Origin of the sequence: Paenibacillus sp. SC116 (assembly GCF_024733555.1) — a bacterium.
GTDB lineage: Bacteria > Bacillota > Bacilli > Paenibacillales > Paenibacillaceae > Paenibacillus_B.
The window spans coordinates 632,480-649,838 of the sequence record NZ_JANIOF010000001.1 but is presented as its reverse complement, the minus strand read 5'-3'; the positions used below and the strand labels follow the sequence as shown (position 1 = coordinate 649,838).

Here is a 17,359-nt window from a genome sequence, read left to right as displayed (position 1 = left end):
TTATCACACCGTTGTGGAATGCAGTTCCTGATAATCCTCCGTCACGATGCGATTATGCTCGTCCATAATGACAACATGCGGACGATACGTGCGGGCCATCGATTCCTCCATCATTGCATAAGAAATAATAATGACGCGGTCCCCAGGCTGCACCAGTCTGGCAGCAGCGCCGTTCAAGCAAACCATTCCCGATCCTCTTGGGCCGGTTATAACATACGTCTCTAGCCTGGCTCCATTATTTATATTGACAATTTGCACTTTTTCGTTCTCCAAGATATTCGATGCATCTAAAATATCCTGATCGATGGTTATGCTTCCTACGTAATTCAAATTGGCCTCTGTCACAACAGCACGGTGAATTTTGGACTTATGCATTTCTCTAAACATGAATTCACTCTCCTTATGGAGTAGTCTTTGGATAAAATGAACGTTCTTTCTCTGACTTAACGAAAAGAACAAGCTGAAGCAATCCAGCCCTTTGAAAAAAGTAATTCTGTGACAAACGCTTGACAATGTAGCTGTTCGTACGGAATAAGTAAGTTCATGCTTATGTGTGGGATCAGAGTTGAATAGGTAATTTCATGCGATTGTGAGGGGGCAAGTTGACTGACAAGCTCATGCTTATATGTGGAATCTTGTTGCTAGTAAGCTCATCCTATTGGACGAGCTCATGTTAATTAGGCAGGTTATTGCTATTGTGCGGGTTCTAGTAGGTTGTAAATCCTTACAGTAAAACTAAAAAAGTGGCTTGACATCACAGCAGCTCATCATACAGGTAGTTCGGTGCTGCAAATCGCGTAACTAGGGTTTAGCGGTAACTAATTAAAGTGTTACAGCATAAATACATGAAAGTTATCGAAACCTACCCTTATAGTAGTGCTAAACTTTCACTTGCGATAGGGAGATTATTATACAATACAGGGGGAAAATTCTTTTTTGGTCATCCATACCAGAGATTAAGAGCCCTATACAAAAAAAAGCATTTCCGCTTTTGATTGAAACAGCAGCTTAACAAACATAAACATATATTTATTTAAAATTCATTCTACTCGCGATCCACTATCAAAAATAAAGAAGACTCTGAAAATAGCGTGTTCTTTATTTTGATGACATAGGTGGAATCGCCCCCTGCCCTCGTTGCTAATCTCACAGGCCGTTTCCTACATTATATGAGCAATCTCCTAATAACAGGAGTCTGCTCATATTCTTCTCGATCATAATTTCGCCCATTTGAATACCGGACTCAACATCTTGCGAATCCAAAAAGCAAATATGGGCACTGCGGTCCACGAGCTGCGCCTATTCTGGATGTATTGATCGTTGATAATATAAGACCGAGTGGAAGCAAGGCTCTTCAGCCCGAACTCTTCAAACTTTGCCGAATCATTCGAACCTCCGAGCGGCTCCTCGTATAGAATTCGCCTCTGATCCTCCACCATATCTGAATAACAGTTCAGTTCCTGACGAATATGGAAGTTTTGGCCCATAATAAAACGCTGAATATGCGCAATTTGGCTGCGGAGCACCGATTCTTCGAGAGCCTCATCCTGCCTAGGAGCGCGAATCGCTTTATTGATGCCGAACCGAAGCAACAACTCGTCCTCCAAACTTACGAAAAATACGGAAGCTCCCGGATCACCTTGGCGGCCGGAACGCCCGCGCAGTTGGTCGTCGATCCGCACGCTTTCGTTCACATGAGACCAATCACATACAACCCGCCCAGCTTGGCGACAACCTCTGCTTGCGTGGGGTTGCCGCCGCCGAGCCGAATATCTACGCCGCGTCCTGCCATATTCGTAGACACCATCACGGCGCCGATTTCTCCCCCTTTGTGAATCAGGCTCACTCCCCGGAAGGCGGTTTGACACCAAATCACCGGATGAATCAAACTCCCTGTCCAATAAAAAAAGCCGCCCAAATAGCGACTTTTGTAGAAAGTAAATAAAGTTGTAGGCTAGAGCTGTTGATGTAGCGCGATTTTCTAATTGGTTAATCGTCAGACTTTGAGAAATAAGAATTTGTTTTTGTTATTCATCTACCTATTTCTCATTTCATGGATTTTTTGCAAAGTAGTAAGGTGCAATAATTTATCTTCGGGCGACTCAGCGAATTTATACCACTCCACAAGCCTGTATCCGAACATAGCAAGGATTAGTTCATAGATACAATGATCGGAGATATGGGACACATCCGCATATTCCGAAAAACCCCTATAATACGCCGGAATGCATTTTTGGTAGTATTCAACCATATGACAGACGTCCGCTTCATCCGTTATTAAACTCGCGATATCCTCGCCCATGTACCCCCATCCGGAGGTATCCAAATCGATAAGTACGATTTTACTGTCCGAATAGAATAGGTTTGCCACCCAAAAATCTCTGTGGCAAAGCACGATTGGTAGCTTTTCAATGCGACTGAATATTTCGTCCGCATTGTTGTCTAAGTCTATGAGCATTTTACACAGGTGCTTCGGAATTTCGCAGTCATCGGAGCGTATATAATCATACAAAACATTCCATGACCGATACCGCAGATAGTAGTTTTTCGTAAACTCAACCTTGCTTAAATTGGGCAGATTCTGCAATACGATTGGTTGTTCCGTGTACAGCTTGCCTTGAAATCGCCCCAATTCCTCGGCTATATGTTCATACATTTCCGAGGTCAGATGTAAGCCTGACACACCATCAATATATTCCATCCACAGTTGAATCTCATCGCCATTTATTTCGGCGTGATAACACTCCGGACAACGGAACGAATCGGAGAAAAGCTGTTTGATATCCGATGAATAGAGGTCATATTCCCTTCGCCATGAATTCGGATCACCATAACGCTCAAATTTTTTCTGTGTTTTCCAAACCACCTTATACAGCAGATTTTCACCATCGGAAGTTTCAACCATGCCTGTTACAAGCTGAACATCTCCTACTGTCCCACCCTGCAACTCTTTGAGTTGATAATCTGCGCGGATTATCGTCTTGTCGAGCATTTTACTCAAAACAAGCGCCAGTATTTCGGGCTTTACAAATCTTTCATCATCGTTATTCATTTTTTGTATCCTCCTTTTTTACTCTTATGTTGCATGGTAATCGACTTTTTCCACGCCCGTTTATCTATGAGATACCTCGATTTATCATCCACAAACTTGTTTTCCCTCTTCTGCACAAGGTAACGCTCCCAATGCTCTGGCGCCAATGATCCATTAGTAAGGGCTGCAAGAACTGCGCAGCCCGGCTCCGTCTGATGACGGCAGTTATTGAAGCGACACTGTGTGAATATTTCCTCCACATCGTTAAATCCCGCGCTGATCCCGTCGTCCGCATCGAACAGCCCAAGTTCACGCATACCTGGCGTATCAATAACCATCGCGCCGGAAGGGAGCATGAAAAGCTGGCGATGCGTTGTTGTATGCCGGCCCCGGCTGTCGATCTCACGGATAGCCTTGACAGTCATCACTTCCTGATTCATCAAGGCATTTAGCAGCGAGGATTTTCCCACGCCGGACATGCCGAGGAATACCACGGTTTTACCTGGTTGCAGATATTCACTCAACCCGTCTAAACCAATCCCAGTGTGACTAGAAACTGCGTGTACCGGCACATCAGGAACGGTTTTCCGAACCTCAGCTAACGGTGCGCTGAAATCCGGGGCCAAGTCAGCTTTTGTTAAGATTACGACAGGCTGGCCGCCGCTCTGCCGTGTCTGTGTCAGGTAGCGCATGATACGGCTGACCTTGAAGTCCCAGTTTAGGGACGACACGATAAATACGTAATCAAAATTCGTTGCTACGACTTGCTCCAGTATGGTTTTGGCATACTCTGCTGCGTGTCCCGAATAGTCAGCACGGGAAAATTTCGAGCGGCGAGGCAGCAATTTGGCAATGCGCGAAGCTCCGTTTTCGTTGTATTGCAGCAATACAAAATCGCCAACGCACGGAAAATCTTCCCGAGTCCCCGCAGTGTGGTAGAACGCGCCTTTCAATACAGCTGTCACTTCTCCATGTTCGGTGATGACCGTATATTGATCACGCTGAAGTTCTGTAACCCTTCCAGGTATGAAACCTATCGGTGGTGTTTCGGCTTCGATATAGCCGTATTGTTTCAAATCAATCATTGAACCGATCCTTCCCTATAAACTAAAGTTGTTTTTGGGCATAAAAATACCGCGAACAAGCAGCCTCCTAAGAAGCTGCTGTTTCGCGGCGAAAAGCCAAAAAGTCGGCTTATAATCAAAAAGGGATACGACCATCATCGTATCCCGCTAACAGCAGTATTCACGAAAGGTTACTGTTTACGGCATAGCAAAAAACACGGGTGATATTCCCGGTTTTTCTCATTCCAAGCTATAATCAAAGATTGGAATTTACTACACCCGATATTCGGTTAAGTTAAAACCACCAATACCATATAAGCAGTCATTTAAAAACATCCCCTTTCGCAGGAAAAAAGTAGAAATACAATTTCACATCTATAGTTAAACATAACCCTTTGTGAGAAATCAATAGAATTATTCAAACAGTTTAACAATGATGTGAGCCGCGAGTGCTGTCATTACGGCTACCTTAGAAACTCATTCGATAAAATATATAAATTCGCTGTCATGCGACCTTAAGACTCTATAGAAAAGCAGAGCGCGGCGATAGCTACCGTGCTCTGCTTTTTAAATTACATGTGTTTTTTAATATTTACATTTCAGGGCTAACTAGAATTTTCGCTTGGCTCTTATCGGTAGTCAGTGCTTGGAAGCCGTCCTCAATAATGTTGTCCAGTGCGATCTTTTTGGTGATAATTGATTTGACATCCAACTGTCCAGAAGCGATCATAGCGATAACATCTTTATACACATTGAGATAACCTAGCGTCGCGGTAAGGGTGGCCTCTTTTTGAACATCCTCTTGTTCAGCAAAAGCAGATAGTACCTATTGAACTGAAAGATTTTCATCAAACCCCTGTTTCATTTGGGTGGCTCATTGGCGCCAAAAGAAAATCTCGTTTACTGGAAGAGTGCATGAACCTATTTGAAAAGTTACAGAAAAACAAATTGTAGCATATATCCCTTTCATGGCAGCTCACCTAAGGTATTTAATTCTGTCGACTGTAATCTAAAACGCAAGAGCCCCTGCAATCGCAAAACGGATGCAAGGGCTCTTTTTATACAACTGGACGGTATATAATTCAGTCTTTTTTTAGAAGTTTTCTTAACGAATATTACGTTGTATCTACTTTATAAAAGAATATAGGTTCGGTAACCTTAGAGGAATCTCGATTGTTTTTCTGATTTGAAGTCATCCGTATACTGTTGAAATACTGGTCCTTTTTTAGACATAAAAAATATCCCCTTCAAGGTACTCTTTTCCACATGATAACATGCGGTCTTTTTTGAGTGTCTACTTAAAGGGGATATTACTAGGAAACAGACTTTTATTTTCAACCTATAATGACGTTAGGCATCCATCCTTGTAGTGTTTTTCCGTTGATGTAAGCAGATAATTCAATGTACTAACGTCATGGTGTGCCAAGTTCTACAATATTTCTGGCTACTCTAGAACTTACGCTTTTACTTTTCCGTATTAAATTTCGCCTGCGCTCTATTGAATAATGAAGCATTCACCTTTTTTCCGCGATAATTCACGAAATAAATACTTACACCTACTAATAACAGCCCTACGACAAGGCGGTAAGTTACCGGTTCATCTAAAAACACCGTACTGTTGAATACTGCAATGATCGGTACAAGAAACGTGAATGTACCGACTTTGCTTGCCTCTCCCGCATTAATAAGCTTATAGTAAATGAGATATGCCAGTGGAATGCCAAAAGTGGCGCCGTATCCGAGTCCCAGAAGGTACTTACCATTCCATTCAATTGCTGACCAGCTTTCAACAATTGATCCAGTGCCTATTAAAATAACTCCACCAATAATAAACTGCAAAGACACCATCCAGAAAGCATCTACTTCGTTGCTCACCTTCTTCACATAAACCACACCAAGTGCCCAGCTCAATGCCATAAGCAACCCTAAGACAACGCCAATGATTGATAAATGAACGGTTAATCCGTCCATACTGACAATTACAATTCCAATAAATCCGATAATCATACCGATGATTTTAAACGGCGACATGTGCTCTCCAAGCCAAATCCAAGCAAACAATCCAAGTAGGACGGGCTGAAAATAGACAAGCACTGAAAACAGTCCTCCTGGCAAATAACTAAGTCCTACTGTCTGTAACCCAAAAAAGAGAATCGTATTCAAGAATGCGGAAATGCAATATTTCGACCAATTTTCACGCCATTTGATCCTGTCTCTCATTTTATATAGGAGAGCTGCAAGTATAAGCCCCCCAATCAATGTACGCATACCTGCAAATAATAACGGGGGCGTATAAGGCACAGCCATTTTATAGATCGGCCAACTTCCACCCCAAATAAAGACTAATAATAGTAATGCCCACGTCGATTTTGTAAAGACCTTTCCCAATTGTCTATCCTCCCTTCAATCGTTGAATCATAAATTAAGTCTTTGTCCATTCTCCTACAAATTCGGCTTCATTATAAGAATAGAAGTTTTTAAGAATCTCCTCACGATTATCAGAGAACAGCTGGTCTGCCACAGCTGAAACGAGTCTAGGTATCCCATATCTCATTCCAGGAAGCGAAGAGGATGAGATACCACAGCTAACTAAAGCGGAATAGTTAAAAGCAAAGAGCCCATGAAGAAGCTTTGTATCCTTTTTGTCCCGGCATGTGAAAGTAAAGCCAGGGCCAAGGTAAGGATACGCATCAAGCCTATGGTTGGCGATCTCATCAGGTGCATGATAATAGTCGCCCCAACGTGCAATATGGTGTTCGAACAGCTTAAGCTCTGGACGTAAAGAATGATCAGTCGCAAGACCAGTGGAGATGATTAGAAAATCAAAAGTGAAATCACCTTGTGGAGTAGTGACAACAGCCTTCTCAACTTCATGCTGTACGGCAAGCCATGGTGCACCTAAGTGTAATGCAAAACCGGGATGTGAAGCTGCACGTTCAAATGTGTCATTTGTAGGAGGTTGATGCTTAAAGTAATGGTCCATAACGGAATATTTATCAGCATCAGATAGAACATGAAAACGATCAATTAGACCAGACAACCCCATTTTTCGAATTGGGTTAATGCGTGGCATCTCCGTACGGCGAACAAACACATGAGCCGAATCCACATCTTCAGATAATGCAAAATTGGCATTATCAAAAGCTGAGGCCCCACCGCCTAAAATGGCCACCTTCTTACCTTTTAGGGCCTTAAAGTCAATGTCTTCTGAGGTGTGTGCATAGAGGTGACGAGGTAATGTTTCGGAAATCATAGATGGTACATGCCACTCCCCTCCGCCTTGAATACCAGTAGCTAAGATAACCTTGCGGGCCAGTAATGTATTAGAAGATGCTCCTGCTCCTTCAATATGCAGTCGATAAACATCTTCCCCTGTAGGCTCAATAAGCTTCATCTTTACCTCATTAACAACAGGTAAATGAAGAACCTTTCGATACCAACGTAGATAGTTCATCCAATCGTTCCGTGGAATCTTATCGACGTCCTCCCAACTTTGTGGTCCAAATTGAGCTTCCCACCAGGAGCGAAAAGTCAGAGAAGGCACTCCAAGATCAATGGATGTCAAATGTTTAAGCGTACGCAATGTCATCATACGAGCGTAAGTTACCCATGGCCCTTCATATCCTTCAACGTTTTCGTCGATGATAAGGATATTAGATATTCTTTCACGCAAAAGCCCAAAGGCCACACCTAAGCCACACTGGCCGCCTCCTATAATAACTGTATCGTAGACATGTCCCTCAGGATGATGGGTTGGGGATATCCAGTCCTCTCCTCCAAATGCAAGATAAGAAAGATCCCTTTTTACTTGTTCATTTAAAGCTTCTAAACTCATCATGTTTCATTCCTTTCCCCTTCTTGAATTTTTTATGGTACACATGGCTTGGATTTGATTTAATCTTGTTGTTTGGGTATTCCTTGCTTTATCTGAATGGTGGCTTTATCTTGCACCGTCTTATGAGCTGCATGGATCGATTTCAACGATTTGATTAAGATTTTCTGAAATCATCGACATTGCCTCACCTCCTTAATTTTACATTAATATACCCTACCCCCCTATAGTATGTAAAGGGCTTATTATAAAAAAAATAAAATAGATATTTGACGAACCCCTACAGTAAAGCCATGTTCCAAATGATGTGTGTGATTGCGGAATTAGAAAGAAACCTCATTGCTGAAAGAGTAATGGAGGGACTCGAAGAATACATAAACGGTCCCAGTAACAAGAAATGACGGTGCAAGGATCAATATCCTAAACACCGCCATCTCTTTATTTGATACGTTTGTTAAACTACTTGAATTAAGCTTTTTCCACCTGCAGCTGATCCAGTGCCAACTTTGCGCGCTGACGTGCGGTTTCCACAGTGTCCGCTCCAGATAGGGCGACCGCCATCCTTCTACCTACTTTAGTTACCGGCTTGCCAAAGATGCGCAGCTGTGTGCTCGGAACGGCCAAAGCATGCTCAACGCCTGTAATCCTATAATCCTCCAGCGCTTGCGGCGCTTTCAACGGTCGGCTGGCTCCTGGTGTTATCAATTCAATCTCCGGAATCGGATATCCGAGGATAGCTCGGACATGCAGCGCAAACTCAGACAGATTCTGGGTGACGAGGGTGACTAATCCGGTATCATGCGGACGTGGCGAAACTTCACTGAAGTACACTTTGTCCGCCGTCAGGAACAGTTCAACACCAAACAACCCATAGCCCCCGAGCTCATCTGTGATAGCCTGAGCAATCGACTTCGCTTCCTCTAGCTGCTGTTCGGTCATATAATGTGGCTGCCACGACTCGATATAATCTCCGTCCTCCTGAATGTGCCCGATGGGCGGGCAGAAGCTTGTTTCGTTCACTGAACGAACCGTCAGCAGCGTAATCTCGGACTGGAAGGTAATGAACTCTTCAATGATGACCCGGCCGTTTTGCACACGTCCGCCTTCCATGGCAGTTTGCCAGCAACCTTCAATATCATGCTCGCCGCGGCAGACACTTTGCCCTTTGCCGGAGGAGCTCATCAATGGCTTAATCACACACGGATAGCCCATGTGTTGCACCGCATCCACAAATTCCTCGTATGTATCTGCGAATCGGTAGCCTGCCGTAGGCAAGCCCAGCTTCTCAGAGGCTAGTCTGCGAATCCCCTCGCGGTCCATGGTCAGCTTCGCAGCTCTGGCGGTCGGTATTACGCGATATCCCTCATCTTCGAGCTTCACCAGCTCTGACGTAGCCAAAGCCTCAATTTCAGGTACAATCAAATCCGGCTTCTCCAGCTCGATCACGCTCCGCAGCTTTTCCCCATCCAGCATATCGACCACGTAACGGCGGTGTGCAACCTGCATAGCCGGTGCATGCTCATAGCTGTCAATTGCCACCGTGTCGATTCCTAAGCGTTGAGCCTCGATGATTACTTCCTTGCCCAGTTCTCCCGAGCCCAACAATAACAGCTTTTTTGTGTTCAGCATCGTTGTTTTATTCCCCTTTTCATAGATTAATAGATCAGTAATGTCACAAAAAAACAAGAAAGAGGCAAGGGAAATACACTCCCTTACCTCTGCCCAGGCGTACGGCCGTTGTCATCTATGTGCTCCCTCATGGTCCCCCATGCTACGCCAGTCACACATAAACCTATTCATTATCAGTTAAATCATACTGAACTTCTTTCTGGAATGCAACTATTTCCAATTTTTCATTGCAATATATTACGTCTCTCCTAACCTTTCCTACAAACGCTAATGATAGATGAAGATAACGGAGAGAACGGCGTTTTATCCCAGTCAGCATATTGATGTTCGACACGAAAGCCGAGACGGGTTAATAAAGAATGCAGCGTATTCTGATCTGTGAACCGACAAGCTATTCGGGAAGTCGTTCGCTTATACCCCCAATCACGCATCGTGACCCAATGCATGATGTGCTGGCTCGTATCGTAACATTGTGTGCCTGATACCTTGACGTTATTCCCATCCTTATCAATAAATGATCCCCATTCTGCCTCCTCTTGATCGGATAAATCCGTTCCCTCCGGATTACGAGTCTCAAATGCAAAGATTCCATCGGGTTGTAAATGTTTATGAACAGTCGTAAGCAAATCGATTTGATCTTGATCACTTAAAAATGCCTGAAATGCATTACCAGTCAAATAAATCATCGAAAATCGCTTGTCTGATTCGAAGGTACGGGCATCGCCTTCCATAAAAGTAACAGTCAACCCTTCCGCCTTTAACCGTGCATATGCGAGCATCTCTGAAGAGATATCTACACCGGTCATTGTAATGCCGGCCTTCGACAGGGGTATCGTTGTTAAGCCTGTACCACAAGCGAGTTCTAATACTTCACCAGGATTCGATCTAGCAAGCTCAAGATAGAACTGATATTTGTCCATTTCACCGTCAAATTCAAGATCGTAATGGACCGGATCTTGATATTCTTCAAGATTGTTATGTTCAATCATCACCATTCCCCATCTCATAAAATACTTCGACTCAGCAGGAACACTGTTTATATTTCTGGTATGTCGAGACATAGCCGCAAGCCTGCTAACTGTCCAGGCATATTTTTTAGAGGTAATTGCAGTTCAGTCAATAGCATAGCCCATTGCGAAGGGTGTTGAAACGGGTAAAATCCCGCAGCACCTCCACGAACGATTATCTCGTTCTTCACTCCTCCAATGCGGGTGTATGCCGCGATGGCGAGACCTGCTATGCCGAATATATTGGAAGCGGCCTTATTAAGCCTGCTATCACCAAACTGTGTAAGGCAAATGTCATCGGATAAATCTCGTGATGGAATTTCATCTCCACAAATGAATACATTATTCTTTAATTCCTTGGAGACATATTCCCACTCGCAATCCCTTGGCATTCTATACCCGGTTTTTTCTAAAAAAGATGCGGCTTCTTGTAAGTTAACATAGGTAGGGAAAGGGCCATCTTCGCTATAGAAATCAGGCCTTTCTTCCTCATTTGATAGATTGATATTCTCCTCCAGCACCCACTCGTAAACAGGGAAACGGCTCATTAGGAACGGGGCTATTCGAGTATGTTCATCACCCTTAGATTGATGGATAAGTTGAGAAATCATTGACCAGTCGTTAGGGGTGCAAATATTTCTGATGCTCTCCATATGTTGAGCGGATGCACCATAAATAAAGTCTCCCCCAAACACTAAATTCAAAGGTGTTTCGTAAAGCTCATCATAAAAACATGGTATTTCTATTTCATTACCATTATGGGGGTTTTTAAAAACATATGGTTTAGCAAGTTTGAATCTTTCAGGTAATTTATTTAGTATCGAATTGCAAATATCTTCGCGTCGTTTAGAAGAAGCATTTTGCCAATTCTCTAGGCTATTGATTTCTGTAATGTTGTTGTTCACAGTGTGCACCATCCTCTTCAGCTTATTTTCCTCAGTGTACTGCTAATTAATAAGGACGAGTGGGATCTATTATTGAATAGTGAAGGTTTTCTATGTATGCATCAAAAGCATCTATGCCCTCTTGTAAAATAATACTTGCTTCATTATGAGTAATTGGTATTACCCATAGGACACTAATGATTTCTTCACCTATTTTTATTTCTTCTAAATCCTCACTTTCGCCCCTTAGTTCATCAATCAAAAGGGCTTTCGTAGTCCAATTCTCTGGTGCGAGTGCGCTCTCAGTCATTACTCGTGGTACTTCGGAAGATTTTATATGTTCAATATGATGGGCAATTAGGTCGCAGAAATAGGAGAATATGCGATCCATGCTTTCTTGTCCCAAATCGGGGGTTATAGCTAACATCCATTCAGTCTCAGTGGGTGTTCCACTTTTTCGAATGGAATTAGATAGGCCGACTGTTGCGAATCTTGCAGGAGTTTGATCATTAATGGATGGGAAATAATATATCTCAATATATATGCCATTCTCCGGTTTTGTCATTATGACCCTATACTCCGGCATAGCCCATTCTTTCATATATAAATGAAGAATAGTTGTTCTTCTGATGTCGAAGTTCAGAATCTTTTCTTGGCTTAACTCTCTATTAATTTGCACAGCCATCACCTTTTGCTTTATTTCTTTTCTTGGTTAAATTTTGGTTCTGGTGTTAGTTAGTTTCCATTCAATGATTGGTGCTTAGTGACAGTTTCTTTTGCTCTACGGACAATATCATCTACATCGGAGAACTGACACTCAATAGATGCTAGCACCTTCAGTAAAAAGAGGCCAAGATTTCTATCTCCTAGCCATAATTCTGTTTCGGCGAAATATTCGATATCTTCGAGCTTTTCTATATTCTTTTTATTATTGATGTTTTTAGGGAATTCGATAAATGTATGGAGGGTAAGTACTGCTACATTTTCCCCCTTAGTTTTAAAATCGTGAGCAGTCCCATTAAATAGGGTGTCTTTGAATCCTTCCTTGAGCCTGCCTTTTTCATTCAATACATCCGGATGAAATGTCGCCAAATATTTCTCGTTTCTAACAGCCTGAACATTAATGATGTAGGATACTTTTTCTTCGTCAAGAATCTTTATTATTTCATCCATTGATTTAAACTTTAGTCTTGCAAATCTTGCCGGAGAAAATTGCTTACGCAAAGAATCTTCATGATTTGAAAAATATGCCCGAAAAGAAAGTTCAGCATTCCCTTCTAGGAGTTCTTTGAAATAAATAAGATGCCTTTCATCTACCATATCTGCCTCCTACGCTAATTCATGAACTATCAGGTTGCTTTACTCTTTCCACCCGCTTCCGTCATCTTCGATCGAAACACACTTGTTATTTTGCAAAACTTCTAGTCAGCTTTGCACGTATTGTGCCGGTTCAAATCGATAATCTCGTTAATGCCGTATTCTTCGAATTTATCCAGCAGCGGGTCGCTACCGTACTTCAACTTGAGGTCCATTTCTTCTGAATAGAGAGGGATAATGGAATAGAAGTGTACGGTCCGCCCATCCTCCATTTCTAGTGATAGAAAATCTTCATCTACTTCAAGGGGGGGCAACAAAATGATTCCACTCATTTCTGTTTGTTGCGATAGCGGCTCGGCGGGATCTCCATTAGGCATCGTATGCTCCCAGCCTAGCCAAGTGTCGTAGTCATGGGGAAAGCGGGCCAACATTTTCAGCCATTTAATAGGCCAATAGTAGTCCGGATTTTGCAAATCTTCTTGCGAGAGCGGCCAATCCGGCGGCAAGCAGATCATCAATTCCGCGTATTCGAAGTCTTCCGCATCTTCTGGCGTATTCATGGGGAGAAAGCTCATGCCCGTTGTGAACAAAGTATAATAATTGCGTTCGGGAGTCGGTTTTATGACATGGACGTCAATATGAACGACATCCGATAGAATTTCGTGAAAAACGGACTCGACTTCCCCGATATGCAGGCGCACGTGGTCTTCGATTTGCTCGATCCATTCTTCTTCCCCGTGCACTGGACGCCGCCATTCATTTTGTCTATCGCTATAGCGATAGATCAAATTCCCAGACTCCGAATATTCCGTAGATTTCGACATGTTAGCCTCTCCTTTTATATTCCTCTAATTTCCATCTCATTCATCATACCATACTGTCTATATTCGAGGGGAAAAGTCCGATCTATTCAATATTTTTAAAGTCTTTGCACTTTTATAATGTGTTTAACATTTATATCGTTAAAATAAAAAAACCGCGCTGGGCGCGGATTGCTATCTATATGTGTTCATGTTCTCTAACCGATTGTTATACGATGTGTCACATTATACACCCCCTATAATGTTCATTGGCTAAGCCCAGAGTCTCTTCCAATAGGTATTATAAGAGGTGTATCTCATGCTTTTTCATCCTTTGAGGATTTTTATGACGTTTTAATTAATATGATTAATTATTATAATGTGTTTCCAGATCAATCATAAAACCATACGTATGCCGGCTTAGAGCCAATGATATAAAATTCAGCTTTCCTGTTGTCTCCGTCCACAAATCTACCGATTTTTCGCCAAACCGCACAACCGTCGCTACCCGTTTTTTCAGTCCATACTAAATCAGGAGGATTAGGCACAGAATCAGCTTCATATAAAGTATAGTAATCGTTCGCTGTCGAACAAACTCTGAAATCTCCCCCAGTAGAATTCACAGTAGGACTGCTTACATAAAAATTGGGGCCTAATCTAGTTAGCCGATCTTCACCTACCCAATTCCACTTTCCATCCCCGCTCTGAGGAGTCACTGGCGGATCCCCCAATGCGCTCGCCGTTGTTAATGGAACGATACATACTAGTGTAAGTAACAACAAAAAGATTCTTGTCCGTGCCTTTTTACGCAAGCTCATAATTTCAACTGTCCTCCTAAAAATAAGTTTTCACCAAGAGTATTATTAGATCACCCTTTATGGATATGCATTCCAATTCAATTTGTGAAAGTTTTACTGCAAACGCAAAAACACCTCCAAATTGTGCTCCCGCTCTCACGAGGTGGTCGTTCACTTGAAGGTGTTTTGATATATTTGTAAGTGATTTTTGGCGGAGACACTGTTTCTGATTATTTCATCAAGTACTCCAAAATGTGACGCACGTTAGACTCCACACTATCTTGGTCTGTATGTATCGTAATTTCTGGATGCACTGGCGGTTCATAGACATCAGAAATACCGGTAAATGCCGCTATCTCACCTTTTTTTGCTTTTGCATATAAGCCTTTCACATCTCTGCGCACACATTCCTCCAATGGACAGTGCACATACACTTCAACGTATGGCTCCAGCTCTGCTCGTGCATAATCCCGCATTTCCTTGTATGGCGCAATCATGGAGATGATCGTTGTAACCCCATTGCGATTCAGCAGCTTACTAATATAGACGGCACGACGAATATTCTCCATTCGATCTTCTTTACTGAATCCAAGCTCTCGTCCTACCTTGTGTCTAAGTTCATCGCCGTCCAAGCATTCGACCTTAACGCCTCTTTCCTGAAGAGCCGCTGACAAAGCTAACGCTGTTGTCGTTTTACCAGAGCTTGGAATCCCTGTTAACCATATTGCCTTCCCTGTCAATGCACGGTTCCCCTTTACGATAATATTGCGATCCGTTCGAGTACGCGTTCTCCGTAAATAGCATCGAACGGCTGCTCTTCCATATGGATATAGCCTATATAACAATCACATTGCTTCATACGACACGGGCGTTCTTTAGAGATTCCATCAAGCCCGTCTTTATACAAATTTCCAATCACTTGACGATCTTTGTAGCAACGCTTTACGCGCCCATCTCCTTGGACATAAAACACATTTTTTCCGGCACGACACGGCTTGTCCATGCTATCGTAATCTCTGGCATTAAGGATAAAATAAGGGTCCATATCGCTCAAAAATGCAGTTTCCTCGGTAGAATAGTAATCTGGTTTATCTTTGTAGGCGTTCACCCACATATAAACATCATCAGGTAGTGCCTTCCTTAATGAAGAAATGGAATTAAACGCGCTCTTCACACCGACACAGCCTACACTGAACGATATTTTTTGTTCATAAAGCTTGCCGCATTGCTGTAAAAATCGCTCTTCCTTCGTCTGCCCAGGATGGTAGGTTACCCAGAATGCAGCCGTAACCGGATTCAAATCAGCCGTCCAATCGAGCTTAACGGATAAGTTGGTTTGTATAGCGACCTTATTAACGTGCTGCATGTGGGACAGCTTAACCATAGCTTCTCTGTACCAACGATGCGTAAGTCCTTCACCATAGGGATTGAAAAACACGGACAGCTGATGCCCGGCTCCTGCTTGCTTCCTTACCCAGTCGACAAATGTCTGTACCTGCAGCCGATCCTTCGCCAATGTCTCTTGACTATCCGTGTTCTTACTAAAAGGACAGTAAGGGCAGTCATAATTGCATGAGCTCAAACTTCCGCGAAAATAAATCGTTGCGTTCATGACAGTACACAGCTTTCCATACGCGCCCGTATATCGGGAGAAATGAACCAATCTCCTATGGAATCGGAGTACATAAGCCCTTCATCCGTTAGACGAAGCACCTCATGCTCTATAACGGCAAGATCCGTATGCAAAAGCAGATTCAACTCGGGATAATCGACGAGAGATGACGTTGCGAACCGCTCCTCGTAGCTGCCCAATGCCAAGCCTTCCGTATGAAGCAGCGCTTTTAATATAAATCGTCGCTGCTGGTCATCCTTGCTTAACACAATGCCATAATCGGCATGGGTATAGTCGGCTGAATCCACGTAGTCGGCAATGATGCTTGCTGTAGCTGAACGACCTACACTATACCGCGAGGAGTAATGGACCGTTCTTGTGTAAGATCGTGCACCACAACCAAGTCCTATCATCCCCTCCTCCTGACATCCATAAGGAAGCAATGTTTTCTTTGAAATAGCATCTGCTTTAGCAAATCTGCGCATCGAGTACTGGGTATATCCATGTGCAAGCAAACGATCTCGTGCTACACGATAGAAGCTTACCCGCTGATCCTCACCGCTCTGCCTTATCTGCTCTGGCTTTACAATCGTATGCTCACGAGTATATAGCGGATAAATAAATAACTCCTCTGGATTATAAGACAATGCCTTATCCAGCGAATATATCCATGAATCAAGGGTTTGACCAGGAAGGCCATAAATCAAATCCAAATTAAGGATCGGAAACTGATACAGCTTGAGCTGTCTCAGAGCTCTTTCGACTTCCTGCGGCTTTTGGGGACGATAGATCGCATCTGCTTCAAATTCTACGAAGCTTTGAATGCCCATGCTGACCCGATCCACTTGCCTGCTTTTTAAAATGTCCAAGCGTTCGGTGCTTATCGTCTCGGGAGATGTCTCTACCGAGATGGAAGCTTGACTCGGATCCATACCCATCCCATGTTGAGCAATATGAAACAACCGATCCAACTGGTCAGGTTTTAGTAAAGTCGGTGTGCCGCCTCCTATAGCAAATCTTGCAATCGGCTTATTCGGAATAAGCGGAGCCCATTGTGCAGCTTGTCTTTCCAAAGCATCTACATAATTGGTATGTACATCGGCTCTCTTGTCAGGCAATGTGAATAAATTGCAAAAGCCGCAGCGTGCTCCACAAAACGGGATATGCATATATAAAAAGAGCGAATCTGCCTTTTCCTGACTCCACAGTTCGGACAAGGGCAGCTTCCTCTCCAATTCTCGATAGGAGGTTTTGTGTGGATAAGCGTATAGATAAGACCGGTAAGGCTCTGATGTTATATTTTCCTTCCAGCTGCGCAGAGCCTCCGGATTCTGAATGATGTCCATGTAATTAGGGTAAACCGTAAGGCCCATAATGATCCCTTCT

The 17,359-nt window shown here is 43.2% G+C and carries 16 protein-coding genes, 2 pseudogenes and 1 riboswitch; of the genes and pseudogenes, 1 reads left to right on the top strand and 17 read right to left on the bottom strand.

All coding sequences use genetic code 11. From position 1 onward, the window contains the following. Nucleotides 1-3: 3 nt before the first annotated feature. The 7 genes and pseudogenes from panD to NQ117_RS02525 all read right to left on the bottom strand — a co-directional run bounded on the left by panD (nucleotide 4) and on the right by NQ117_RS02525 (nucleotide 7,930). Nucleotides 4-387: an aspartate 1-decarboxylase gene (gene panD, locus NQ117_RS02555; protein WP_258276449.1), complete on the bottom strand. Its 384-nt coding sequence runs from the start codon at nucleotides 385-387 to the stop codon at nucleotides 4-6. 827 nt (nucleotides 388-1,214) lie between these two features. After that, nucleotides 1,215-1,840: pseudogene (locus NQ117_RS02550) on the bottom strand (preprotein translocase subunit SecA); the annotation flags it as partial. A gap of 195 nt (nucleotides 1,841-2,035) precedes the next feature. Next, complete coding sequence (locus NQ117_RS02545; protein WP_258276448.1) at nucleotides 2,036-3,052, bottom strand: aminoglycoside phosphotransferase family protein; 1,017 nt, start codon at nucleotides 3,050-3,052, stop codon at nucleotides 2,036-2,038. Further along, nucleotides 3,049-4,116, bottom strand: coding sequence for a ribosome small subunit-dependent GTPase A (gene rsgA / locus NQ117_RS02540; protein ID WP_258276447.1), 1,068 nt, complete (start codon nucleotides 4,114-4,116; stop codon nucleotides 3,049-3,051). The genes NQ117_RS02545 and rsgA overlap by 4 nt, the downstream gene beginning before the upstream one ends. Before the next feature lie 571 nt (nucleotides 4,117-4,687). Next, complete coding sequence (locus tag NQ117_RS02535; RefSeq protein WP_258276446.1) at nucleotides 4,688-4,846, bottom strand: hypothetical protein; 159 nt, start codon at nucleotides 4,844-4,846, stop codon at nucleotides 4,688-4,690. Nucleotides 4,847-5,559: 713 nt separating this feature from the next. Next, nucleotides 5,560-6,483: a DMT family transporter gene (locus tag NQ117_RS02530; RefSeq protein WP_258276445.1), complete on the bottom strand. Its 924-nt coding sequence runs from the start codon at nucleotides 6,481-6,483 to the stop codon at nucleotides 5,560-5,562. 34 nt (nucleotides 6,484-6,517) lie between these two features. After that, nucleotides 6,518-7,930, bottom strand: coding sequence for an NAD(P)-binding domain-containing protein (locus NQ117_RS02525; RefSeq protein WP_258278142.1), 1,413 nt, complete (start codon nucleotides 7,928-7,930; stop codon nucleotides 6,518-6,520). Nucleotides 7,931-8,205: 275 nt separating this feature from the next. Between NQ117_RS02525 and NQ117_RS02520 the strand changes: the two are divergent. Further along, a pseudogene (locus NQ117_RS02520) lies at nucleotides 8,206-8,295 on the top strand (recombinase family protein); the annotation flags it as partial. A gap of 100 nt (nucleotides 8,296-8,395) precedes the next feature. On the opposite strand, the gene purT reads toward NQ117_RS02520, so the two are convergent. The 10 genes from purT to NQ117_RS02470 all read right to left on the bottom strand — a co-directional run bounded on the left by purT (nucleotide 8,396) and on the right by NQ117_RS02470 (nucleotide 17,346). Beyond that, a complete protein-coding gene (gene purT, locus NQ117_RS02515; RefSeq protein ID WP_258276444.1) occupies nucleotides 8,396-9,556 on the bottom strand; it encodes a phosphoribosylglycinamide formyltransferase 2 in 1,161 nt (386 codons plus the stop codon). Nucleotides 9,557-9,640: 84 nt separating this feature from the next. After that, nucleotides 9,641-9,721, bottom strand: a riboswitch (ZMP/ZTP riboswitch). Between the two features lie 83 nt (nucleotides 9,722-9,804). Beyond that, nucleotides 9,805-10,617, bottom strand: a complete 813-nt coding sequence (locus tag NQ117_RS02510) for a class I SAM-dependent DNA methyltransferase (RefSeq protein ID WP_258276443.1) — start codon at nucleotides 10,615-10,617, stop codon at nucleotides 9,805-9,807. Next, the gene (locus tag NQ117_RS02505; protein ID WP_258276442.1) at nucleotides 10,593-11,468 is read right to left on the bottom strand and encodes a hypothetical protein; all 876 of its coding nucleotides are present in this window, start codon (nucleotides 11,466-11,468) and stop codon (nucleotides 10,593-10,595) included. Before NQ117_RS02505 ends, NQ117_RS02510 begins: the two co-directional genes overlap by 25 nt. A 46-nt stretch (nucleotides 11,469-11,514) precedes the next feature. Continuing rightward, nucleotides 11,515-12,132 (bottom strand): suppressor of fused domain protein, encoded by a 618-nt coding sequence (locus NQ117_RS02500; RefSeq protein WP_258278141.1) that lies wholly within the window; start codon nucleotides 12,130-12,132, stop codon nucleotides 11,515-11,517. 50 nt (nucleotides 12,133-12,182) lie between these two features. Continuing rightward, nucleotides 12,183-12,767, bottom strand: coding sequence for a hypothetical protein (locus NQ117_RS02495; RefSeq protein WP_258276441.1), 585 nt, complete (start codon nucleotides 12,765-12,767; stop codon nucleotides 12,183-12,185). Nucleotides 12,768-12,868: 101 nt separating this feature from the next. Then, nucleotides 12,869-13,588, bottom strand: a complete 720-nt coding sequence (locus NQ117_RS02490) for a suppressor of fused domain protein (protein WP_258276440.1) — start codon at nucleotides 13,586-13,588, stop codon at nucleotides 12,869-12,871. Nucleotides 13,589-13,956: 368 nt separating this feature from the next. Further along, a complete protein-coding gene (locus NQ117_RS02485; RefSeq protein WP_258276439.1) occupies nucleotides 13,957-14,382 on the bottom strand; it encodes a hypothetical protein in 426 nt (141 codons plus the stop codon). A gap of 209 nt (nucleotides 14,383-14,591) precedes the next feature. Continuing rightward, nucleotides 14,592-15,101: an adenylyl-sulfate kinase gene (gene cysC / locus NQ117_RS02480; RefSeq protein ID WP_258276438.1), complete on the bottom strand. Its 510-nt coding sequence runs from the start codon at nucleotides 15,099-15,101 to the stop codon at nucleotides 14,592-14,594. 14 nt (nucleotides 15,102-15,115) lie between these two features. Further along, nucleotides 15,116-15,973: an STM4011 family radical SAM protein gene (locus NQ117_RS02475; RefSeq protein WP_258276437.1), complete on the bottom strand. Its 858-nt coding sequence runs from the start codon at nucleotides 15,971-15,973 to the stop codon at nucleotides 15,116-15,118. Further along, a complete protein-coding gene (locus NQ117_RS02470; protein ID WP_258276436.1) occupies nucleotides 15,970-17,346 on the bottom strand; it encodes an STM4012 family radical SAM protein in 1,377 nt (458 codons plus the stop codon). The genes NQ117_RS02475 and NQ117_RS02470 overlap by 4 nt, the downstream gene beginning before the upstream one ends. Nucleotides 17,347-17,359: the final 13 nt, after the last annotated feature.